This is a genomic window from Pseudomonas sp. GW823-FHT06E10, assembly GCF_058794995.1.
The window spans coordinates 118,671-141,621 of record NZ_JBXAHJ010000007.1; the positions used below are offsets into that span (position 1 = coordinate 118,671).

At 60.9% G+C, this 22,951-nt stretch carries 21 protein-coding genes; 11 read left to right on the forward strand and 10 right to left on the reverse strand.

All coding sequences use genetic code 11. The annotated features are described in order from the left end of the window. Positions 1–5 precede the first annotated feature (5 nt). The 9 genes from mrdA to AC1Q6Y_RS13710 all read left to right on the forward strand — a co-directional run bounded on the left by mrdA (position 6) and on the right by AC1Q6Y_RS13710 (position 9,574). Positions 6–1,901 (forward strand): penicillin-binding protein 2, encoded by a 1,896-nt coding sequence (gene mrdA / locus AC1Q6Y_RS13670; RefSeq protein WP_057713157.1) that lies wholly within the window; start codon positions 6–8, stop codon positions 1,899–1,901. 31 nt (positions 1,902–1,932) lie between these two features. Continuing rightward, positions 1,933–3,036 (forward strand): rod shape-determining protein RodA, encoded by a 1,104-nt coding sequence (rodA, locus tag AC1Q6Y_RS13675; protein WP_057716556.1) that lies wholly within the window; start codon positions 1,933–1,935, stop codon positions 3,034–3,036. Positions 3,037–3,053: 17 nt separating this feature from the next. After that, complete coding sequence (mltB, locus tag AC1Q6Y_RS13680; protein ID WP_057713158.1) at positions 3,054–4,064, forward strand: lytic murein transglycosylase B; 1,011 nt, start codon at positions 3,054–3,056, stop codon at positions 4,062–4,064. Further along, positions 4,064–5,074 carry a septal ring lytic transglycosylase RlpA family protein gene (locus AC1Q6Y_RS13685; RefSeq protein WP_057713159.1) on the forward strand — a complete coding sequence of 337 codons (1,011 nt, stop codon included), beginning with the start codon at positions 4,064–4,066 and terminating at the stop codon, positions 5,072–5,074. The genes mltB and AC1Q6Y_RS13685 overlap by 1 nt, the downstream gene beginning before the upstream one ends. A 184-nt stretch (positions 5,075–5,258) precedes the next feature. Continuing rightward, positions 5,259–6,416: a D-alanyl-D-alanine carboxypeptidase family protein gene (locus AC1Q6Y_RS13690; RefSeq protein WP_057713160.1), complete on the forward strand. Its 1,158-nt coding sequence runs from the start codon at positions 5,259–5,261 to the stop codon at positions 6,414–6,416. Positions 6,417–6,503: 87 nt separating this feature from the next. Then, positions 6,504–6,779, forward strand: coding sequence for a DUF493 domain-containing protein (locus tag AC1Q6Y_RS13695; protein ID WP_008052383.1), 276 nt, complete (start codon positions 6,504–6,506; stop codon positions 6,777–6,779). Next, a complete protein-coding gene (gene lipB / locus AC1Q6Y_RS13700; RefSeq protein ID WP_046041686.1) occupies positions 6,779–7,426 on the forward strand; it encodes a lipoyl(octanoyl) transferase LipB in 648 nt (215 codons plus the stop codon). The genes AC1Q6Y_RS13695 and lipB overlap by 1 nt, the downstream gene beginning before the upstream one ends. Positions 7,427–7,451: 25 nt before the next feature. Further along, entirely contained in the window at positions 7,452–8,450 is a 999-nt protein-coding gene (gene lipA, locus AC1Q6Y_RS13705; RefSeq protein ID WP_162130289.1) for a lipoyl synthase, read from the forward strand. Positions 8,451–8,623: 173 nt separating this feature from the next. After that, positions 8,624–9,574 (forward strand): S66 peptidase family protein, encoded by a 951-nt coding sequence (locus AC1Q6Y_RS13710; protein ID WP_057713161.1) that lies wholly within the window; start codon positions 8,624–8,626, stop codon positions 9,572–9,574. A 117-nt stretch (positions 9,575–9,691) separates the two neighbouring features. Here AC1Q6Y_RS13710 and AC1Q6Y_RS13715 read toward each other — a convergent pair whose 3' ends face one another. From AC1Q6Y_RS13715 to leuS, 5 genes are all read right to left on the reverse strand, one after another. Then, complete coding sequence (locus tag AC1Q6Y_RS13715) at positions 9,692–11,014, reverse strand: lytic murein transglycosylase (RefSeq protein WP_090451593.1); 1,323 nt, start codon at positions 11,012–11,014, stop codon at positions 9,692–9,694. A gap of 61 nt (positions 11,015–11,075) precedes the next feature. Continuing rightward, on the reverse strand, positions 11,076–11,240 hold the full coding sequence (gene arfA / locus AC1Q6Y_RS13720) for an alternative ribosome rescue factor ArfA (RefSeq protein ID WP_003228536.1): 165 nt from the start codon (positions 11,238–11,240) through the stop codon (positions 11,076–11,078). Between the two features lie 209 nt (positions 11,241–11,449). Next, entirely contained in the window at positions 11,450–12,487 is a 1,038-nt protein-coding gene (gene holA, locus AC1Q6Y_RS13725) for a DNA polymerase III subunit delta (RefSeq protein WP_407516290.1), read from the reverse strand. A gap of 39 nt (positions 12,488–12,526) precedes the next feature. Next, a complete protein-coding gene (locus AC1Q6Y_RS13730; protein WP_492587851.1) occupies positions 12,527–13,132 on the reverse strand; it encodes an LPS-assembly lipoprotein LptE in 606 nt (201 codons plus the stop codon). Between the two features lie 87 nt (positions 13,133–13,219). Further along, complete coding sequence (gene leuS / locus AC1Q6Y_RS13735; RefSeq protein WP_492624689.1) at positions 13,220–15,826, reverse strand: leucine--tRNA ligase; 2,607 nt, start codon at positions 15,824–15,826, stop codon at positions 13,220–13,222. 280 nt (positions 15,827–16,106) lie between these two features. On the opposite strand from leuS, the gene AC1Q6Y_RS13740 reads away from it, so the two are divergent. Together AC1Q6Y_RS13740 and AC1Q6Y_RS13745 are read left to right on the forward strand one after the other, a co-directional pair. Beyond that, positions 16,107–16,427, forward strand: coding sequence for a hypothetical protein (locus AC1Q6Y_RS13740; protein ID WP_057713165.1), 321 nt, complete (start codon positions 16,107–16,109; stop codon positions 16,425–16,427). A gap of 104 nt (positions 16,428–16,531) precedes the next feature. Beyond that, entirely contained in the window at positions 16,532–17,290 is a 759-nt protein-coding gene (locus tag AC1Q6Y_RS13745) for a YdcF family protein (protein WP_223500183.1), read from the forward strand. A 139-nt stretch (positions 17,291–17,429) separates the two neighbouring features. Here AC1Q6Y_RS13745 and lnt read toward each other — a convergent pair whose 3' ends face one another. From lnt to miaB, 5 genes are all read right to left on the reverse strand, one after another. Next, entirely contained in the window at positions 17,430–18,953 is a 1,524-nt protein-coding gene (gene lnt, locus AC1Q6Y_RS13750; RefSeq protein ID WP_223500185.1) for an apolipoprotein N-acyltransferase, read from the reverse strand. An 8-nt stretch (positions 18,954–18,961) separates the two neighbouring features. Beyond that, positions 18,962–19,801 (reverse strand): CorC family transporter, encoded by an 840-nt coding sequence (locus tag AC1Q6Y_RS13755; RefSeq protein WP_046028710.1) that lies wholly within the window; start codon positions 19,799–19,801, stop codon positions 18,962–18,964. 5 nt (positions 19,802–19,806) lie between these two features. Continuing rightward, complete coding sequence (gene ybeY / locus AC1Q6Y_RS13760; protein ID WP_057713168.1) at positions 19,807–20,301, reverse strand: rRNA maturation RNase YbeY; 495 nt, start codon at positions 20,299–20,301, stop codon at positions 19,807–19,809. Beyond that, positions 20,294–21,301, reverse strand: coding sequence for a PhoH family protein (locus AC1Q6Y_RS13765; RefSeq protein ID WP_008022966.1), 1,008 nt, complete (start codon positions 21,299–21,301; stop codon positions 20,294–20,296). The genes ybeY and AC1Q6Y_RS13765 overlap by 8 nt, the downstream gene beginning before the upstream one ends. A 228-nt stretch (positions 21,302–21,529) precedes the next feature. Beyond that, entirely contained in the window at positions 21,530–22,858 is a 1,329-nt protein-coding gene (gene miaB, locus AC1Q6Y_RS13770; RefSeq protein ID WP_492624690.1) for a tRNA (N6-isopentenyl adenosine(37)-C2)-methylthiotransferase MiaB, read from the reverse strand. Positions 22,859–22,951 lie beyond the last annotated feature (93 nt).

The window sequence follows — 22,951 nt, forward strand, 5'->3', positions numbered from 1 at the left end:
CCCTCATGTCCCAGCCGATCCGCATCAAGGACCACGAAAAAGACGCCCGTCTGGTGCGTGGTCGCGTCGTGTTCGGGGCCATTGCAGTGGTGGCGCTGATTGCGGTGTTGATCGCGCGTCTGTATTTCCTGCAGGTGATCCAGTACGAGTACCACTCGACCCTGTCGGAAAACAACCGCGTCCACGTGCAGCCGATTCCGCCGACTCGCGGGCTGATTTTCGACCGCAACGGCGTGGTGATTGCCGATAACCGGCCGAGTTTCAGCCTGAGCATGACCCGCGAGCGTTCCGGCGACTGGCAGCAGGTGCTCGACGTGATCGTCGAAGTGCTGGAACTGACGCCCGAGGACCGGGTGATCTTCGAGAAGCGCATGCGTCAGGGGCGCCGGCCGTTCGAGCCGGTGCCGATCCTGTTTGAGCTGAGCGAAGAGCAGATCGCCCGGATCGCCGTTAACCAGTTCCGCCTGCCGGGCGTGGAAGTGGTCGCGCAGTTGGTTCGTCACTATCCCCAAGGGGCGCACTTTGCTCACTCGGTGGGCTACATGGGGCGGATCAACGAGAAAGAGCTCAAGTCGCTGGACCCGGTCAATTACAGCGGCACCCACCACATCGGCAAAACCGGCATCGAGCGTTTCTACGAGCCTGAATTGCACGGCCAGGTGGGTTACGAGGAAGTCGAGACCAACGCCCGGGGCCGCGTACTGCGCGTGCTCAAGCGTACCGATCCGATTCCCGGCAAGGACATCGTCCTGAGTCTGGACATCAAATTGCAGGAAGCCGCCGAAGCTGCGCTCGGTGGTCGTCGTGGCGCGGTGGTAGCGCTGGACCCGAAAACCGGCGAAGTGCTGGCGATGGTCAGCCAACCGAGTTTCGACCCGAACCTGTTCGTCACCGGCATCAGCTTCAAGGCCTATTCCGAGCTGCGCGACTCCATCGACCGGCCGCTGTTCAACCGCGTGCTGCGTGGCCTGTACCCGCCGGGTTCGACCATCAAGCCCGCGGTGGCGATTGCCGGTCTGGACGCGGGCGTGGTGACGGCGTCGTCGCGAGTGTTCGACCCGGGTTACTACATGCTGCCCAACTACGATCACAAATACCGTAACTGGAATCGCACCGGTGACGGTTTTGTCGACCTCGATACGGCGATCATGCGTTCCAACGACACCTACTTCTATGACCTGGCCCACAAGCTGGGGATCGATCGGCTGTCGGCATACATGACCAAGTTCGGCATCGGCCAGAAAGTCTCCCTGGACATGTTCGAAGAGTCGCCGGGGCTGATGCCGTCCCGCGAATGGAAACGTGCGACCCGCCGGCAGGCGTGGTTCCCGGGTGAAACGCTGATTCTGGGGATCGGCCAGGGCTATATGCAGTCGACCCCGTTGCAATTGGCCCAGGCCACCGCTCTGGTCGCCAACAAAGGCGTCTGGAACCGTCCGCACCTGGCCAAGACCATCGAGGGCGTGAAGCCGGTGGATGAGAATCCGATGCCGGACATCATCCTGCGCGACCCCTCGGACTGGACCAGGGTCAACCACGGCATGCAGCAGGTTATGCATGGTGCCCGCGGTACGGCGCGCAAAGCCTCTATCGGCGCGCAATACCGGATCGCCGGCAAGTCGGGTACAGCCCAGGTGGTCGCGATCAAACAGGGTGAGAAGTATGACCGTTCCAAGGTTCAGGAGCGCCATCGCGACCACGCCCTGTTCGTCGGTTTCGCGCCGGCCGACGACCCGAAAATCGTGGTGTCGGTGATGGTCGAGAACGGCGAGTCCGGCTCCGGCGTCGCCGCGCCGGTGGTGCGCCAAATCATGGATGCCTGGCTCCTGGACCAGGACGGTCGGTTGAAGCCCGAATACGCCAGCCCTATCAGTGCAGAGGCTACCGCCCGTGATGAATAACTTCGATCGCATGCTCTCCAGTGAGGATGTGATGCGTCGCCGTGCGACGCTGCTGCAACGCCTGCACATCGACGGCCCGTTGCTGATCCTGCTGCTGACCCTGGCGGCCGGCAGCCTGTTCGTACTCTATTCGGCCAGTGGCAAAAGCTGGGATCTGCTGGCCAAACAAGCCACTTCTTTCGGCATCGGCCTGGTGTCGATGATCGTCATCGCCCAGTTCGAGCCACGCTTCATGGCCCGCTGGGTCCCGGTGGGTTATGTGATCGGCGTGCTGTTGCTGGTAGTCGTCGACGTCATGGGTCACAACGCCATGGGTGCTACCCGCTGGATCAACATTCCCGGGGTGATCCGCTTCCAGCCTTCGGAGTTCATGAAGATCCTGATGCCGGCGACCATCGCCTGGTACCTGTCCAAGCGCACCTTGCCGCCGCAACTCAAGCATGTGGGGGTGAGCCTGTTCCTGATCGGCTTGCCATTCATCCTGATCGTGCGTCAGCCCGACCTTGGCACTTCATTGCTGATTCTGGCGGGGGGTGCCTTCGTGCTGTTCATGGGTGGCCTGCGCTGGCGCTGGATCCTCAGCGTGCTCGCTGCCGCCGTGCCGGTGTCCGTGGCCATGTGGTATTTCGTTATGCACGATTACCAGAAGCAGCGCGTCCTCACGTTCCTCGACCCGGAAAGCGACCCGCTAGGCACCGGCTGGAACATCATCCAGTCCAAGGCCGCCATCGGCTCCGGTGGGGTGTTCGGCAAGGGCTGGTTGCTGGGCACCCAGTCGCACCTGGACTTCCTGCCGGAAAGCCATACCGACTTCATCATTGCCGTATTGGGTGAAGAGTTCGGCCTGGTGGGGATCTGCGCGCTGTTGCTGATCTACCTGCTGTTGATCGGCCGCGGCCTGGTGATTACCGCCCAGGCGCAGACATTGTTCGGCAAGTTGCTCGCGGGCAGCCTGACCATGACGTTTTTTGTTTATGTTTTCGTCAACATCGGTATGGTCAGTGGCCTGTTGCCGGTGGTGGGGGTGCCGTTGCCGTTCATTAGCTACGGAGGAACTTCGCTGGTGACGCTACTGTCAGCGTTTGGGGTTTTGATGTCGATCCATACCCATCGCAAGTGGATCGCGCAGGTTTGAATAAGGTGAAATTTTCAATGCAAGTAATGCGTGGCTGGGCGACTCGATACGCGCCATGGGTCAGCCTGGTAAGCATCCTTGGCACCATGCCGGACGCGTTGGCCGGCGACTACGAAGGCTCACCCCAGGTGGCCGAATTCGTCGGTGAAATGACCCGCGACTACGGTTTCGCCGGTGAACAATTGATGGGTGTGTTCCGTGAAGCCGAGCGCAAGCAGTCGATTCTGGACGCCATCTCCAAACCTGCCGAACGGGTCAAGCAGTGGAGCGAGTATCGCCCGATGTTCATCACCGATGCGCGCATAGCCCGGGGTGTGGATTTCTGGCGTCAGCACGAAGCGGTGTTGGCTCGTGCCGAGCAGGAATACGGCGTGCCGGCCCAGGTGATTGTCTCGATCATCGGTGTTGAAACCTTTTTCGGCCGTAATACCGGAAATTTCCGGGTGATCGATGCCTTGTCGACCCTGGGTTTCGACTATCCTCCCCGTGCCGAGTTTTTCCGCAAGGAGTTGCGTGAGTTCCTGCTACTGGCCCGCGAAGAGCAGGTCGATCCGTTGACGCTCAAAGGCTCCTACGCTGGCGCAATGGGATTGCCGCAGTTCATGCCGAGCAGTTTCCGCGCTTATGCAGTGGATTTCGACGGTGATGGCCATATCAACATCTGGACCAATCCGGATGATGCCATTGGCAGTGTTGCCAGTTACTTCAAGCGCCATGGCTGGGTCGCCGGCGAACCGGTAGTCAGTCGCGGCGATGTCCGTGGCGATCAGGTCGACGAAGGTTTGACCACCGGCATCGAACCGACGAAAACCGTCGGGGAGTTGCGAGCCCTGGGGTGGTCAAGTCATGATGCGCTGCGCGATGATATGCCGGTTACTGCTTTCCGCCTGGAAGGCGACAATGGCTCCGAGTACTGGATGGGCCTGAAGAATTTTTACGCGATCACGCGATATAACCGCAGCGTGATGTACGCCATGGCCGTACATCAACTGTCTGAGCAGCTGGTCCAAGCACGGGGCGTCAAGTAATGCGGGCATTGCCTATCAATAAACCCCTGAAGCTGATGGCATTCGCCGCGTTGGCAATGCTGGTCGCCAGTTGTTCGACCAGCCGTGCGCCGGCCCAGAAGACCAGCAGCACCGCGGTGCGCACGACGCCGGGGCTGGACATCAACCGCGCCCACAAGGATGGCGCGCCATGGTGGGATGTCGATGTTTCGCGTATCCCGGACGCCACGCCGACCCTGCACACCGGCCCGTACAAGGCCGCTCCTTACTCGGTACTGGGCAAAACCTACTTTCCGCTGCAGGAGTCAAAGACCTACGTGCAGTCGGGCACGGCGTCCTGGTACGGAACCAAGTTTCACGGCCAGAACACCGCCAACGGCGAAGTGTATGACCTGTACGGCATGAGCGCTGCCCACAAGACTCTGCCACTGCCAAGTTACGTTCGGGTGACCAACCTGGACAACAACAAGTCGGTGATCCTGCGCGTCAACGATCGCGGGCCGTTCTATTCGGACCGGATCATCGACTTGTCCTACGCTGCCGCCAAGAAACTTGGTTACGCCGAAACCGGCACCGCGCGGGTCAAGGTCGAAGGCATCGATCCGCAGCAATGGTGGGCTGCCAAGGGCCGTCCGGCACCATTAATGCTCAACGAACCGAAAGTCGCGCAGAATAGCGCCCCGGTGATCACGGCTTCGGCCGGCACCGTCGAGCAATGGACGCCTCCGCCGCAGCAACACGCCGCCGCGGTGGTGCCCGTGCAGCTCGATGCAAAAAAAAACGCTTCTGTAGCAGCCTCTGGCCAGTATCTGCAGGTGGGCGCGTTCGCCAACCCGGACGCTGCAGAACTCCTGAGATCGAAGCTCAGCGGGATGGTGAGCGCTCCGGTGTTCATCAGCTCGATCGTGCGCAATCAGCAGACCCTGCATCGGGTGCGCATGGGGCCAATCGGTTCGCCGGGTGAAATCCAGCAGGTGCAGAACAGTGTGCGCCTGGCCAATCTCGGTTCGCCGAGTGTGGTCACGGAGTAATACGTAGAGCTTGATTGACGGTTCGTCTGCGGTATTGGGGGGCGAACCAGGTTGTTGACTCGTTGAAGAACAAAAGCCCGGCAAGGGTGACTGAGTGAGCAACTGAACACGCGATGACTCGTTAGAAAGTCATTTGATTAGTTTTGCCCTTGGGCAAGTTTCCATTAGCGATTTCGAGAGACGGATGAACATCACCACCTTTGCCAAACGCCTGTTCCTGCTAGTCCCGCTGCTTCTCTCACCCGCCGCGTTCGCGGTCGAGATGATGCCTTCGCCACCACAACTGGCCGCCAAGGCCTATGTGCTCATGGATGCCAGCAGCGGCAACGTGCTGGTCGAGAACAACGGTGACCAGCGTCTGCCGCCGGCCAGCCTGACCAAGCTGATGACCGCGTACATCGCGACTCTGGAAATCCGTCGTGGCCAGATCGGCGAAAACGATCCGGTGACCGTCAGCGAAAACGCCTGGCGTACCGGCGGTTCGCGGATGTTCATCAAGGTCGGCTCGCAGGTGACTGTCAGCGACCTGTTGCACGGCATCATCATCCAGTCGGGCAACGACGCCAGCGTTGCGCTCTCCGAGCACATCGCCGGCAGCGAAGACGCGTTCGCCGACATGATGAACAAAACCGTTGGCGACCTGGGCATGACCAACAGCCACTTCATGAACCCGACCGGTCTGCCGAACCCTGAGCACTACTCGTCGGCTCACGACATGGCCGTACTGGCTCGCGCGATCATCCACGAAGACCCGGCTCACTACGCGATCTACTCGCAGAAAGAGTTCTTCTGGAACGGCATCAAGCAACCGAACCGCAACCTGCTGCTGTGGCGCGACAAGACCGTCGACGGCCTGAAAACCGGTCACACCGACGAAGCCGGCTATTGCATGGTGTCTTCGGCCGTACGTGATGGCATGCGTCTGATCGCCGTGGTCTTCGGCACCAACAGCGAAGTGGCCCGTGCCGCCGAAACCCAGAAGCTGCTGACCTACGGTTTCCGTTTCTTCGAAACCCAGACCTTCTATCAGAAGGGCACCGAGCTGGCTCAGGCTCCAGTCTGGAAAGGCTCCACCAACCAGATCAAGGCTGGCCTGGCGCAAGACCTGACCATGACCCTGCCAAAAGGCCAGCTGAAAAAGCTCGCTGCCAGCATGACCATGAACCCGCAACTGATCGCGCCAATCGCCAAGGGCGACGTGATCGGTAAAGTCGAAGTGAAACTGGACGACAAGGTGGTGCACAGCGCCGATCTGATCGCTCTGGACGCTGTCGAGGAAGGTGGTATCTTCCGCCGCATGTGGGATAGCATCCGTCTATTCTTCTACGGCTTGTTCAACTGAATTTAGTGTGCACCTGCATGGCTCCGCGCTGATCTGGCGCGCAGCCATGCCCGTCGCCACGGCTTACGCTTACGAGGCCGTTACGCCATGACCGATACCGAAGTAAAGGCGCCAAAGATCGAGTTCCCTGCCAATGATTACCCGGTTAAGGTGATCAGCGACACCGGTGTGGGCAACAAGGACAGAATCATCGACATCGTCCGCAAATATGCAACGATCAACGATGAGCGTGTTGATGAGCGCCAGAGCAGCAACGGCAAATACACCACCATTCAGTTGCACATCGTGGCGACCGACCAGGACCAGCTGTACAACATCAACAGCGAACTGCGGGCAACCGGTTTCGTGCACATGGTGCTGTGATGTCCGGTGTGCTGGGCTTTCGCGAACTCGGCCAGATGGCTTACGAGCCGGTCTGGCATGCCATGCAACGCTTCACCAACGAACGCGGCAACGATGCCGCCGACGAGATCTGGCTGGTCGAACACCCTGCGGTGTTCACCCAGGGCCAGGCCGGCAAGGCCGAGCATCTGCTGCTTCCCGGTGATATTCCGGTGGTGCAGGTCGACCGTGGTGGTCAGGTGACCTACCACGGCCCCGGCCAACTGGTGGCTTATCTGCTGCTGGACGTGCGCAAGCTCGGGTTTGGCGTGCGCGATCTGGTCAGCCGGATGGAGCAATGCCTGATCGAGCTGCTGGCCAGTTACGGTGTCACCGCCGTGGCCAAGCCCGATGCGCCGGGTGTCTACGTCGACGGGGCGAAAATCGCCTCCCTGGGTCTACGGATCCGCCACGGTTGTTCCTTTCATGGCCTGGCCTTGAACGTGGACATGAACCTGGAACCGTTTCGACGGATTAATCCCTGCGGCTACGCCGGGCTGGCGATGACCCAGCTGAGCGATCACGCAGGATCGATTGAATTTGCCGAGGTAAGTGCCCGGCTGCGCGCGCAGCTCGTCAAACACCTCGACTATGCTGAGCAGACGACCCTGACGGGCGGAATCGACTGATATGACTACTGATGCAGTGCAAACCATGATCCCGACGCTTGATGTCACCGAGCGCCCGGCCCCGCGTCCCAAGGTTGAAGCCGGCGTCAAGCTGCGCGGCGCCGAAAAGGTTGCACGCATCCCGGTGAAGATCATTCCGACCACCGAACTGCCGAAGAAGCCGGACTGGATTCGCGTTCGCATCCCGGTTTCGCCGGAAGTCGACCGCATCAAGGCCCTGCTGCGCAAACACAAGCTGCACAGCGTGTGCGAAGAAGCTTCCTGCCCGAACCTGGGCGAGTGTTTCTCCGGCGGCACCGCGACCTTCATGATCATGGGTGACATCTGCACCCGTCGTTGCCCGTTCTGCGACGTCGGCCACGGCCGTCCGAAGCCGCTGGACGTCAACGAGCCGGAAAGCCTGGCCATTGCCATCGCCGACCTGCGCCTGAAGTACGTGGTGATCACTTCGGTGGACCGTGACGACCTGCGTGACGGCGGTGCCCAGCACTTTGCCGACTGCATCCGCGAAATCCGCAAACTGTCGCCGAACGTGCAGCTCGAAACCCTGGTCCCGGACTACCGTGGCCGCATGGACATCGCGCTGGAAATCACCGCCGCCGAGCCGCCGGATGTGTTCAACCACAACCTGGAAACCGTGCCACGTCTGTACAAGGCTGCCCGCCCAGGTTCGGACTATCAGTGGTCGCTGACCCTGCTGCAACGCTTCAAGCAGATGATGCCGCACATTCCGACCAAGTCCGGCCTGATGCTGGGTCTGGGCGAGACCGACGAAGAAGTCATCGAAGTCATGAAGCGCATGCGCGAGCACGACATCGACATGCTGACCCTCGGCCAGTACCTGCAACCGTCCCGCAGCCACTTGCCGGTCCAGCGCTTCGTGCACCCGGACACCTTCGCCTGGTTCGCCGAGGAAGGTTACAAGATGGGCTTCAAGAACGTCGCTTCCGGTCCATTGGTTCGCTCCTCGTACCACGCCGACGAGCAGGCGAAGCTGGTCAAGGCCGAGCTGATGTCGTCCTGATCGACTGTGAAGCATAAAACGCCCGCAAGGTTTCAAAGCCTTGCGGGCGTTTTTTTGCCTGGCCTACGACAACGGCTGCCTTTTCCTGCAACCTGCGGGGCAACGGTTCCTCTTCTGTTTGTCCCCGTTCCTGACTACTGTGTGCTGATGTTTTCACGCAGGGAGATTCACGGATGACCGCTCGACCGACCCTCACCCTTTGCCCTCATGCTCCCGTCCCGGCACTGCCGTCGGAAGGCATGATCGGCGTTATCGCACCCGCCGGTCCCGCGCCGCTGGACACCGACAAGGCGGTGCAATGGATGCGTGCCCGGGGTTATTCACTGAAAGTGTTTCCCGGGGTCTACGAAAAAAACGGCTACCTGGCCGGCAGTGACGAGGTGCGACTCGACGATCTGCATGCAGCGTTCGCCGACAGCGAGGTGGATGCGATCATCTGCCTGCGCGGTGGTTATGGCACGCCCCGGCTGCTCGACCGCATCGATTTTGATTTGCTGCGTGACAACGCCAAGCCGTTCGTCGGCTACAGCGATATCACTGCGCTGCATTTGGCGATCAGTCGTTATGCCGGCTTCGTGACCTTTCATGGTCCGTTGCTCAATGCCGACCTGCTGGGTGAGAAGCAAATACCTACCGAGTCTTCGTTCTTCAACATGCTGCGAGGGAAGGTGAGGGCGGGAACAGTGCTGGCGCATCCGGTGGCCTACCCGCTGACCACGATCGAGCCAGGCGTGGCTCACGGGCGCTTGCTCGGTGGCAATCTGGCCATGATCGCCGCGACCATGGGCACGCCCTACGAGATTGACGCCGAGGGCGTCATTCTGTTGATCGAGGATATCAACGAGCCGCTTTATCGCATCGACCGGTTGCTCACCCATCTGCGGCTGGCAGGCACGTTGCACAAGCTGCGCGGCGTGTTGGTCGGGGATGTGGCGGGGGTTGAGGTGGCGGCGCTGGACAGGTTGCTCAAGCAGATCTTCGAGCCTTTGAAGATTCCGGTGCTGTCCGGGTGGCGCAGCGGCCATTGCGACCCGAACCTGACGTTACCCATGGGGGCGCTGGTCAGGCTGGATGCGGGAAACAAGGAATTGATGCTGGAGCAGGATGTGGTGGCCAGGCGCTAGATTTTTATCGCCTGTCAGTCAGTCTTCGCGGGCAAGCCCGCTCCCACAGTGTTCGCGTCGTACACAAATCATGTGAACGCCCCTGAACCTGTGGGAGCGGGCTTGCCCGCGATGCTTTTAGCGGTTACGCAGTCCTTCGAGCAACTTGTGCGTCGGATACCCATCTGCCGGCCAGCCAAACGACTGTTGGGCGCTGCGGATAGCCTTGCGGGTGTTGGCGCCGATGATCCCGTCGGCGGTGCCGGCGTCATAGTTTTGCGCGCTCAATAGGCTTTGCAGCTCGATCCGCTCGGTACGGCTCAGAGGCAGGTCATCCTTTGGCCACGTACCGCTGATCAAGCCTGCGCCATTGAAGCGTTCGGACAACAGGCTCACCCCCAGGGCATAGGACGACGAATTGTTGTACTTGAGAATCGCACGAAAGTTGTCGAGCACAAGGAACGCCGGGCCGCGGTAGCCAGCCGGCAATAGCAGTGCCGCAGACAGTTGCTCCGAGCCTGCCGGGACCTGGCCACCGTTGGGCAGCGTAACGCCCAGTTGGCGCCACTCGGCAACACTCTTGCGAATCGTGCCATCGGCCAGTACGTAGTTGAAGCCGCTCGGCAGCTGGACTTCAAAGCCCCACGGCTGACCTCTCTGCCAGCCGGAGCTTTGCAGGTAATGCGCGGTCGAGGCCAGGGCATCAGCCGAACTGCTCCAGATATCGCGACGGCCGTCGCCGTCGAAATCGACGGCGTGGGTGTTGTAGGTGGTCGGGATGAACTGGGTCTGGCCCATGGCGCCGGCCCAGGAACCGAGCATCTTTTCGGGTTCGATGTCGCCTTGTTGCAGGATTTGCAGGGCCGCGATCAATTGCGCGTGGGCGAAGCCGGGACGGCGGCCTTCGTAGGCCAGGGTCGCCAGCGAGTTGATCACCGACTTGCTGCCCTGGAACTGGCCAAAATTGCTTTCCATGCCCCACACGGCCACCAGCGCCTGACGATCAACGCCATAACGCTGCTCGATGCCTTGCAGGATGTCGGCGTACTGGTCGATCAGTGACTGGCCTTTACGTACCCGCAGCGGCGACAACGCGCCATCGAGGTATTCCCACACCGGTTTTGCGAATTCCGGTTGGCTGCGATCGGCACGAATCACACTGGGGTCGAAGCTGACATTGGCGAAAGCGCGATCAAACAGATCGGCGCGGATACCGGCGGCCAGGGCATCCTTGCGGAAACCCGCCTGCCATTCGGCAAATGTCTGGGTAGGCTGGATGTCGAGGTTCTCACCCGTCGGAACCACCGGCGGAACAACCGCCGGGGCGGTAGCGACAGGAAGTGTCTGAAGCGGCTGAGCGTCGGCTGCGGTCGGTTTTTCCGCACAGGCGACAAGCAAAACAAGGCTGGAGGCAGCGATCAATTGGCGTAAGTGCCAACGATGGGGAAGACAAAAAGGCATGCACGGGTCCAGGGAATACGAATCAGGTACAGACCTTAACATGTTGAAGGGGGGTTCTGCTTTACGCAGCCAGAAAGTAAGAAGCCTCCCAGCTGTCAGACTGGAAGGCTTCGCGGCGGTAGCTGCCTTTGCCCTTGGTGGGGCGTTCCTGGCGGCTGCGGAACAATGGCTGGGCGATGATGGATTTGGCCTTGTTGGGGCCATGCTTTGATGGCTTTTTGCTCATGATGGTGCCTCGCAAGTGAGTGGTTTTTGCGGGGCAAATCATCGGCCGAAGTTAAGGGGCTGTCTAGTCCCGGTGGCTGTCGGAAAAAGCGCCGTTCTTTGTAGGAGCGAGCTTGCTCGCGAAGCACTTGAGGGCGCTGCGTTAAATCAGAAAGTCTGCGTTATCGTTAACGACCATCGCGAGCAAGCTCGCTCCTACAGGGGGTGGTGTTATTCAGCGGGTAGGGTTAAGCGTTGCCCGGCCATCAACAACGTCAGCCGGCTCAGGCTCATCCACGGCGAACCGGCCGCCTGGCCCTTGATCTGCGCGTCGATGCGCTGTGCTTCGAGCAGCAATTGCGCCCAGCGTTGCGCCGAGTAGCGTTGCAGGGCTTTGTTCATCAAGGGTTTTCGTTTGTCCCAGACCGGAGGTTTGGCCTGGCTGAAAGCCTTGTCCAGTGGCGTGCCCTGACTGTATTGCAGCGAAATATTGGCCAGCAGGCGCAACTCTCGGGCCAGGGCCCAGAGAATCACCGGCGGCTCGACGCCTTCGCCGCGCAACCCTTCGAGCATGCGCAAGGCATGGGCTGCTTCACCATTGAGAACCGCATCGGTCAGGCCAAAGACGTCGAAGCGCGCACTGTCGGCCACCGCAGCCTGCACGGTTTCAACGGTGATCTGACCCCCTTCGGCCATCAGTTTGAGCTTTTCGATTTCCTGGGCGGCGGCCAGCAAGTTGCCCTCGACCCGTGCCGCGATCAGCTCAACGGCGTCCTGGCTGGCGGAAAGCCCGGCCTGGGACAAACGTTGGCGGATCCAGCTTGGCAGTTGGGCGACATCGACCGGCCAGATCTGCACGAACTGGGTCTGTTGTCCTTCGACCAGCGCCTTGCCCCACTTGGTTTTCTGTGCGCTGCCATCGAGTTTCGGCAAGCTGATCAGCAGCACGGTGTCGTCGGCCGGGCGCGAGCAGTACTCGATCAGCGCGGCAGCGCCCTTGTCGCCGGGTTTGCCGGACGGCAGGCGCAGTTCCAGCAGGCGCTTTTCGGCGAACAGCGACATGCTGGCACCGGCTTGCAGCAGCGTCCCCCAGTCGAAACTGGCGTCGGCGGCAAACACCTGGCGCTCATCGAATCCCTGCTGGCGGGCGGCAGTGCGAACAGCATCGGCCGCCTCCTGGCACAACAACGGGTCATCGCCGCTGATGATATAGACCGGCGCAAGGGCGCCTTGCAGGTGTTTGGCGAGTTGGGCGGGGGCGAGCTTCATAAGAGAGGGCGAACGGGGCGCACAGGCGCCCCGTAAGTCTTACTGCTGTGGCAGTTCGACAGGCGACTGACGCGGGGTTTCCGCTTCAGCCTTCTTTGCCGCTTCCAGCGCCGCGGCATCAGCCTTGGCCTTGGCTTCGGCAGTCTGCTGCAACTGGTCCAGTTGGGTGGGGCTCAGTTGTTCCAGGCGCAGCATCATGCGTTGAACCAACTCCCGGCGGCCTTCTGTCCGGGCAGTTTCAGCTTCTTGGTCAGAGCCCACCAAGTTGTTGCCGTCGTGCATATAGATCTTCTGCACTTCAAGCTTGTCGCTCAACAGGGGCAGATCGCCGCGACCACGGATGTCGTAGCTCAACACGGTGCTGACCTGGTACTCGCCGGCACGACCGGCACCTGCGTAGGTGAGGATGCGCTGGCTTTCCTGTTCATTGGTCAGTACCAGCTTGTAAGGAGCGCCGGTATAGACCTTGACGCCGCTGCCAATCAGTACCTGACGCAACTGGGTAACGGTTGGGCCATAAGCGTTACGGGCGCTCAGGTCGAGTTCCTTGATCGCCAGTTCATTGGTGCCGGTGCCGCGCAGCTGGAAACCGCAGGCGCTCAGCAGAACCGCGAGGCCCATCACCAGCAGATTGCGTTTGATCATCTTGTTGCTCCCCTTGAAACCATGTGGGCCGATCAAGCGGCCCGAAAGGTTTTACTCGGCGCCAGGCTCACCTGGCGCCTGATCCAATTAGCTGGCGACGATATTGACCAGTTTCCCGGGCACTACGATCACTTTACGAATGGTCAGACCGTCGACGAAGCGCAGCACGTTCTCGTTGGCACGGGCGGCGGCTTCGACTTCTTCACGGCTGGCGCTGGCCGGCATTTCGATGTGGCCACGCAGCTTGCCGTTGACCTGAATCACCAGTTGCAGGCTGTCCTGTACCAACGCACTGTCATCCACCACCGGCCAACCGGCGTCGATCACAGGATTGGCGTGACCCAGTTGATTCCACAGCTCGTGGCTGATGTGCGGCGTGATCGGAGCCAGCAACAGAGTCACGGTTTCCAGGCCTTCGTGAATCAGTGCGCGATCCTGGTCGGTGGCTTGTGCGGCTTTTTCCAGTACGTTCATCAGCGTCATCACCTGAGCGATGGCGGTGTTGAACTTGTGGTTCTGGCCGACGTCCTGGCTGGCCTGCTTGATGGCCAGGTGGATCGAGCGACGAACGGCTTTCTGCTCGTCATTCAGGCTGGCGACGTCCAGTTTGCCCGGCAGGCCCTGAGTGACGTGGGCTTGAGCCAGGCGCCAGACGCGCTTGAGGAAACGGTGCGAACCTTCGACGCCGGAGTCGGACCATTCCGCGCTCATGTCAGGTGGCGAGGCGAACATCATGAACAGGCGGCAGGTGTCTGCGCCGAACTGGTCGATCATCGACTGTGGGTCGACGCCGTTGTTCTTCGACTTGGCCATCTTCTCGGTGCCACCGATTTCCACCGGCAAGCCGTCTGCTTTCAACTTGGCGCTGATGACCTTGGCCTTGCTGTCACGCTCAAGCTCGACGTCCGCCGGGTTGAACCAGGTGTAAGCGCCATTGGCTTCGCGGCGATAGTAAGTCTCGGCGATCACCATGCCCTGGGTCAGCAGGTTCTTGAACGGCTCGTTGGAGCTCACCAGGCCTTCGTCGCGCATCAGCTTGTGGAAGAAGCGCGCATAGAGCAGGTGAAGAATCGCGTGTTCGATACCGCCGATGTACTGATCCACCGGCAGCCAGTGGTCGGCCGCCGATTTTTCCACCAGGCCGCCTTCAAAGTGCGGCGAGGCGTAGCGGGCGTAGTACCACGAGGACTCGACGAAGGTGTCCATGGTGTCGGTTTCACGCTTGGCAGGCTGGCCGCATTTAGGGCAGCTGCACTCGTAGAACTCGGGCATGCGCGCCAGTGGCGAACCGGCGCCATCGGGTACGACGTCTTCCGGCAGCACGACAGGCAGTTGATCTTCCGGTACCGGCACGTCACCGCAGGTGCCGCAGTGGATGATCGGGATCGGGCAGCCCCAGTAGCGCTGGCGGCTGATGCCCCAGTCGCGCAGACGGAACTGGGTACGCGAGGCGCCCAGTTCTTTCTTGATCAGCGCGACTTCGATAGCGTCGAAGGCGCCCGCGAAGTCCAGGTCGTCGAACTCGCCGGAATTGATCAGCGTGCCGTACTCGCCGTAGGCGTCTTGCCATGGCGCCGGGTTGCTGTCACCGGAGCTGGTGCGCACCACGGATTTGACCGGCAGGTTGTATTTGTGGGCGAATTCGAAATCGCGCTCGTCGTGGGCAGGAACAGCCATGACCGCGCCGTCGCCGTAATGCATCAGCACGTAGTTGGCGACCCATACCGGTAGCTTTTCACCGGTCAGTGGGTGCTCAACGAACAGGCCGGTCGGCAGGCCTTTTTTCTCTTGAGTCGCAACGTCGGCTTCCGCAACGCTGCCGCCCTTGCATTCAGCGATGAACGCTTGCAGCTCAGGGTTGTTCTGTGCGGCCAGGGTAGCCAGGTGGTGCTCGGCGGCGACGGCGACGTAGGTCGCGCCCATCAGGGTGTCCGGACGGGTGGTGAAGACTTTCAGCGCGCCCGCTTCGCCGATGGAATCGACGTTGTACGGGAACTGCACTTCCATGCCGCGGGACTTGCCGATCCAGTTGCGCTGCATGGTCTTGACCTGTTCAGGCCAGCCAGTCAGTTCGTCCAGGCTCTCCAGCAGTTCATCCGCGTAGGCGGTGATCTTGAAGTAGTACATCGGGATTTCGCGCTTTTCGATCAGCGCGCCGGAACGCCAGCCGCGACCGTCGATCACCTGTTCGTTGGCCAGGACGGTCTGGTCGACCGGGTCCCAGTTCACGGTGCCGCTTTTTTTGTAGATCACGCCTTTTTCGAACAGGCGGGTGAACAGCCATTGTTCCCAGCGGTAGTAATCGGGCTTGCAGGTGGTCACTTCACGGGACCAGTCCACCGCCAGGCCCAGGCTGCGCAGCTGGGATTTCATGTAGGCAATGTTTTCGTAGGTCCACTTGGCGGGCGCTACGTTGTTCTTCATCGCGGCGTTTTCCGCCGGCATGCCGAAGGCGTCCCAACCCATGGGTTGCAGAACGTTCTTGCCTTGCATGCGCTGGTAGCGGGAGATCACGTCGCCGATGGTGTAGTTGCGCACGTGCCCCATGTGTAGCTTGCCGCTGGGGTAAGGGAACATCGACAGGCAGTAGTAAGTCTCCTTGCCTGGCTGTTCACTGACTTCAAAGGACTTTTGCTCGTCCCAGAACGACTGGGCGGCGGCTTCGATTTCACGGGGCTGATATTGTTCGTGCATGGCTACTTTTGAACTGAATAGGGGTGGCCTAATCCTCTTCAATGCAACGCTGGACGGTGAACACGCCGCATTGGCGTTTTCGATGTCCAGCCGAGCTGGAAGTGGAGTTACAGGAAGCGCCGTAGCATACATGACCGCGCTCTACCGAGGGAAACCCTGATTGCTGCCGCGCGTCCCGCAAAACCGCCGCGAGGGCCGTTGGTCGCGGCGCTCAGCCGGTTTGTTCATGGAAGCTAAGCTCTAACTGGGGAGTAGGTCTTATCTTCCAATGAGGTGAGGGATGGTTGAGTCACAGCAAAAAGCTACAAAACCGGAGCTGTACGAAAGGCTGATCGATCGTTTGGCCCTGGCCTTGGAAGCGGCAAGAACTGCTGGCCGGTTGCGCGACGTACGCCCTCTGGAACTGGAACTGCGTGGCCTGAGCTCCGCAGAGTTTGCATTGATCAAGGCGTATCTGGATCGCAGTGAGCGTGAGACGCACGGATGCTTGTCAGAGGCGATAAAGCAACTCGACGCACCACGTTCGGCCAAGATCATCTGGCTCAAGGACAAGGTTCCCGGCAGAGACGCGGTAAAGGTCCGGTCTTTGCAGTTCAAATAAGACGCAGAGCCGTGCTCAATTGTTTTTTGAAGCATAGTTCTTCTGTATTGATTGTCGCATTGCGCTAACCCACTTAGGCTTCGGGCATCTCCAGGAGATGCTCGATGCCTTTTCGTTACTTTGTAAAACAACTTCTTTTGCCCCCCGGCATTCTATTGCTGCTGCTTTTGCTTGCCTGGTGGTTGCGCCGCTCAAGGCCAAGGCTCGCCGGTGTGTGCTTTGCACTGGGGCTGGGTGGTCTTTGGCTGATGAGCCTGCCGGTGGTGGTGCAGTGGAGTGCCAGCCTGCTCGAGCGCGAGCCACCGCTGGCCCGCGACGAATGGGCAGTGCTGGGGCAGCGCGCGGACGCCATCGTCGTCCTTGGTTCCGGACGCGAGCGCGGTGACGTGGCCTGGGGGGCCGACCAGCCCACGGGTGTAGGCCTGGAGCGCCAGCGCTTTGCCGCGCGACTGACCAAGGCTTCCGGCTTGCCGGTACTGACCAGCGGCGGCTTGCATTACGGCACTCCGCCAAGCGAAGCGCAGATGATGGCTGACTCCTTGCGCGACGATTTTGGCGTGACCGTGCGCTGGCAGGAAGGGCGCAGCCGCACGACCTGGGAAAATGCGCAGTTCAGCGCCCAGGTGTTGCTGCCACAGGGCATCAAACGTGTGGTGCTCGTGACTCATGCCGGGCATATGCCACGAGCGGTCTGGAGTTTCCGCAAGGCCGGGTTTGAGGTGGTGCCGGCGCCGGTAGGGTTTCTGAGCGGCGACAATGCGCGGCCACTGGGAGGCTGGATGCCGGAGTTCAAGGCGATCTGGCAGAACGGGCAGTTGATGAACGAGGCGGTGGGGCAGATCGGTTATTCGATGTTCTACTGAGGTGATGTCGGTGCTGATTGATGAGGTGCCTGTGATGCCGCCTTCGCGAGCAAGCCCGCTCCCACACTGGATTTAAGTCGGTCTCTGTATTTGTGTACGACGCCGATCAAATGTGGGAGCGGGCTTGCTCGCGAAGCTTTTAAACGGTTTTAGCCATCCGACTGGCAACCAGCGCCCAGCCAAACAACAACACGCAGAGAATGAGCAATGGCCACGAACGCCATTCCAGGTACGGCGTGAGGTTGTGCATCGGCACCACTTCGCCATACAGGATGCCGCGTTCGAACTGCGGGATCTGATCGGTAATCTGACCGAACGGGTTGATCAGGCCGGACACGCCGTTGTTGGTGGCGCGGATCATCCAGCGGCCGGCCTCCAGCGCACGCATCTGCGCCATCTGCAGGTGTTGCAGCGGACCGATGGAGGTGCCGAACCAGGTGTCGTTGCTGATGGTCAGCAACAGGTCGCTGCGGGCGGCGAGGCTGGCGGCGAATTCCGGGTACACCACCTCATAACAGATGTACGGCGCGATCTGATAACCCTTGGCTTGCAGCAGCGGCTGGTCAGATGGTCCGCGGGCAAAGTCCGACATCGGCAGATCGAAGAAGGCGATCAGCCCGCGCAACAGATCCTCCAGCGGAACATATTCACCAAACGGCACCAGTTTTTGCTTGAGGTAGGTGCCGTCGCCTTCGCCGACAACGGTGATGCCATTGAAGAAGCGCTTCTCGTGGCGGACCTCCATGCGGACCGGGACGCCGGTAATCAGCGCCGATTTACGCTCGGCCGCGAAGCTGCCCATCATGTTCAGGTAGCCCTCGGCGGACTCCTTGAGCACCGGGATCGCCGTTTCCGGCCAGATGAGAAGGTCGACTCGCCTGGAGCTGAAACTCATGTCGCGATACAGCGCCAGTTGCGCGTTGAGCTGCGTCGGGTCCCACTTCATGCTTTGTTCGATGTTGCCCTGAATGGCGGCGACGCTCAGTGGCGGGCCCGACGGGCTGGTCCAGGCGTGGTGCTTGAGCGCGATGCCGGCCAGCCACGGGCCGACCAGCAGCAAAACACCGGCAGCGATGAAGCCTTTGCGCCCCGTGCGAACCAGGCGCATGCCGTTGTAGATCAACGCAGCTGTCAGGGCCAAGGTAAAGGAAATCAGCCACATCCCGCCGATAGGCGCGAGCCCGGCCAGTGGGCCATCGAGCTGGCTGTACCCGGAATACAGCCACGGGAAGCCTGTCAGGAACCAGCCGCGGAAGGCTTCCTGGCCGACCCACAGCGCTGCGAAGGCCAGGGCGTCGGCCAGCGGCGCTTCATTTCGGCGTAGCCAGCGCGCCCATATCCAGGCGGGCAGGGCAAAGAACCAGGCAATTGCCGCCGTGAAGAGCAGCATCAGGAAACCGGCCAGCAATACCGACGCGCCGCCGAAGTGGTGAATGCTGTAGTAGATCCAGCTGGTGCCGGCACCGAACAGGCCGAAACCGAAACACCAGCCGCGCCCTAGTGCCTGACGTGGGCTCAGCTCGCGCAGGCCGGCATAGAACAGGCCGACGGCGAGCAGTGCCAGGGGCCAGATATCGAACGGCGCCAGGGCCAGTGTGGTGATTGCACCGGCCGCCACGGCCAGCAGGTTACCGGGCCAGCCGGGGCGGGTTGTCCAGCGCATTTCAATCCTTAGCGAGCAATGGGCGTCAGGCGAAGCAAGTGAATCCGACGGCTGTCGGCGTTCAGGATGCGGAAGCGGTACGGGCCGATTTCAGTGATTTCGTTGCGTTTTGGCAAATGCCCGAACGCGCTCATCACCAGGCCGCCAACGGTGTCGAATTCGTCGTCGGAGAACTCGCTGTCGAAAAATTCGTTGAAGTTCTCGATCGGTGTCAGGGCCTTGATCAGGAAATCACCGCTGGGCAGCGGCTTGATGTAGCTGTCTTCTTCGACGTCGTGTTCGTCTTCGATGTCGCCGACGATCTGTTCCAGCACGTCTTCGATGGTCACCAGGCCTGCCACGCCGCCGTACTCGTCAATGACGATGGCCATGTGGTTGTGGTTGGCGCGAAACTCGCGCAGCAGCACGTTAAGGCGCTTGGACTCCGGCACGAAGGTGGCTGGGCGCAGGAGGTCCTTGATGTTGAAGCTGTCGCCGTTCTCCCTGAGGATCAACGGCAGCAAGTCCTTGGCCAGCAACACGCCCATCACGTCATCATGGCTTTCGCCGATCACCGGGTAGCGGGAGTGGGCCGAGTCGACCACGGCAGGCAGGAACTCGCGCGGTGTCTGGGTCGCCTTGATGCTGACCATCTGCGAGCGCGGGACCATGATGTCCCGGACCTGCAAGTCAGCCACCTGGATGGCGCCTTCGACGATGGCCAGCGCTTCACTGTCCAGCAGTTTGTTCTGGTGTGCATCGCGCAGCAGCTCCAGCAGCTCCTGGCGGTTTTTCGGCTCGTGGGCAAAAGCCTGGGTGAGTTTACCCAGCCATGACTTCTGCCCGTTGCTCGATCGATCTTCGCTCATAGCGATTACTCTGAATCCTTTGTTGTTTCGGTAGGGAATGCGTCGGTTTCGTCGTCCGCGTACGGATCGGGAAAGCCCAGTTCTGCAAGCAACGTTCGTTCCAGTGCTTCCATTTCTTCGGCTTCTTCGTCATCAATATGGTCGTAACCAAGCAGATGCAAGCAACCGTGAATCACCAGATGCGCCCAATGGGCCTTGAGCTCCTTGCCCTGTTCAGCGGCTTCGCGCTCGACCACGGCCACGCAGATCACCAGATCGCCCAGCAGCGGGATGTCGAGGAACTCATCCGGCACGTCGGCCGGGAATGACAAGACGTTAGTTGCGTAGTCCTTTTGCCGCCAGGTGTGGTTCAGCTCGCGTCCTTCGGCTTCGTCGACCAGACGAATGGTCATCTCCGAGTCGGCGGTGCGCTGGCGCAGGGCCAGTTCGCACCACTGGCGGAACTCGGCCTCGCTGGGGGCGCAGGCTTCGGTAGCGATTTGCAGGTCAAGCTCAAGCATCGCGGCGGCTATCCTTGGCGGCGGCATCATCGGCCGCTTTGGTTTCGAAGCGCTCGTAGGCTTCGACGATGCGCTGTACCAGTGGATGGCGCACGACGTCCTTGGGCTGGAAGTGGGTGAAGCTGATCCCCGGCACATCCTTGAGCACTTCAATCACGTGGTGCAGGCCGGACTTGGTGCCGCGTGGCAGGTCGACCTGGGTAATGTCCCCGGTGATGACGGCGGTGGAGCCGAAGCCGATCCGGGTCAGGAACATCTTCATTTGCTCGACCGTGGTGTTCTGGCTTTCGTCGAGAATGATGAAGCTGTTGTTCAGCGTGCGGCCGCGCATATAGGCCAGCGGCGCGACTTCGATCACCTGGCGCTCGATCAGCTTGGCGACGTATTCGAAGCCGAGCATTTCGTAGAGCGCGTCGTAGAGCGGGCGCAGGTACGGGTCGATTTTTTGCGACAGGTCGCCGGGCAGGAAGCCGAGTTTTTCGCCCGCTTCGACCGCCGGACGAACCAGCAGGATGCGGCGAATCTGCTCGCGCTCCAGTGCATCCACCGCGCAGGCGACAGCCAGGTAGGTCTTGCCGGTACCGGCCGGGCCGATGCCGAAGTTGATGTCGTTGCCGAGGATTTCCTTCACGTAGCGCAGCTGATTCAAGCCGCGTGGCCGAATCATGCCTTTCTTGGTGCGCAGGGCGACGGACGGTTCGGCGGGGGAGTGGTTGTCCAGCTGCTCGACGGCCGATTCCTGCAGGAACAGGTGCACCATGTCCGGCGACAGCTCGGTACCCTTGGTTTCCCGGTACAGGCGGCGCAGGAGGTTTTCCGCGGAGGTGGTGTGTTTGGGTTCGCCGATCAGCTCGAACTGGTTTCCGCGATTGCGGATCTCGATGGTCAGGCGCTGTTCGATCAAGCGCAAATGCTCGTCGAATTGCCCGCACAGATTGGCGAAGCGGCGAGCTTCAAAAGGCTCGAGGATGAAACGATGTGGTTCTATGGGTGCGTTCAAGGTCGTATTTAGCCGCCCTGGGGCAATGGTGATGAGTTCAAGGATAGCGCCAGTGGCGTGGGTGCGAAAGCTCTTAAATAAGATGCAGGAATTTGGCACTTAAACTGTGGCGAGGGGGCTTGCCCCCGTTCGACTGCGAAGCAGTCGCAAAATCTTGGGACCGCTTCGCGATCCAGCGGGGGCAAGCCCCCTCGCCACAAAAGCTCGCTCCCACAGTGGAATGCAGTGTTACTGGATCAGCGAGCCCCGCAGCGAGTGCGGCTGCGCGGCATCGATGTGCACGTCCGCGAACTGGCCGATCAGGGTCGGATTGTCGCAGCGGAAGTTGACGATACGATTATTCTCGGTGCGGCCTTGGAGCTCGCCCGGGTCCTTTTTCGAGTAATCGGTCACCAGGATTCGCTGGATCGAGCCGACCATTTGTCGGCTGATCTCGAAACCTTGCTGGTTCAAGCGATGCTGCAGGGCATTCAGGCGTTCTTTCTTCAGCTCTTCCGGCGTGTCGTCGGCCAGATCGGCGGCCGGTGTGCCCGGGCGCTGGCTGTAGACGAACGAGTAGGAAAAGTCGAAGCCGACGTCGGTAATCAGCTTCATGGTTTGCTCGAAGTCTTTCTCGGTCTCGCCGGGGAAGCCGACGATGAAGTCCGAGCTGATGCAGATTCCCGGCACGGCGGCGCGCAGTTTGCGCAGTTTGGATTTGTATTCAAGCGCGGTGTGGTTGCGTTTCATCGCCGCGAGAATGCGGTCCGAGCCCGATTGCACCGGCAAGTGCAGGTGCTTGACCAGCTCCGGCACGTCGGCGTGGGCCTGGATCAGGCTGTCGGAGAACTCCAGCGGGTGCGACGTGGTGTAGCGGATGCGGTCGATGCCATCGACCGCGGCGACCACGCGGATCAGCTCGGCCAGGTCGGCCAGGCGCCCGTCATGGGTGAGGCCGCGATAGCCGTTGACGTTCTGCCCCAGCAGCGTCACTTCCCGCACGCCGTTTTCGGCCAGGTGAATGATCTCGGCAATCACGTCGTCGAACGGCCGGCTGACCTCTTCACCGCGGGTGTAGGGCACCACGCAGAACGTGCAGTACTTGCTGCAACCTTCCATCACCGACACGTAAGCGCTCGGGCCGTCGATGCGGGGCTCGGGCAAGTGGTCGAACTTTTCGATTTCCGGGAACGAGACGTCGACTTGCGGCAGCTTGCTGATGCGCGCGGCGTCGATCATTTCCGGCAGGCGGTGCAGGGTCTGCGGGCCGAAGACAACGTCGACGTACGGTGCGCGATCGCGAATGGCCGCGCCTTCCTGGCTGGCCACGCAACCGCCGACGGCGATCACCATGTCCGGGTTGGCCAGCTTCAGTTCGCGCCAGCGGCCGAGCTGGGAGTAGACACGATCCTGGGCACGTTCACGAATCGAGCAGGTGTTGAGCAGGATCACGTCGGCGTCTTCAGCGCGAGCGGTGACTTCCAGGGCCTGATGTTCGCCCAGCAGATCGACCATGCGCGAGCTGTCGTACTCGTTCATCTGGCAACCGTGGGTTTCGATGTAAAGCTTCTTGGCCATGGAATAGAGTCATCACGTGATTCAAAGAACCGCGCATTATAGGGAACATGTACCCAGGTTCCTACCGCTGCGCGTCCGATGGCTATGCTATAG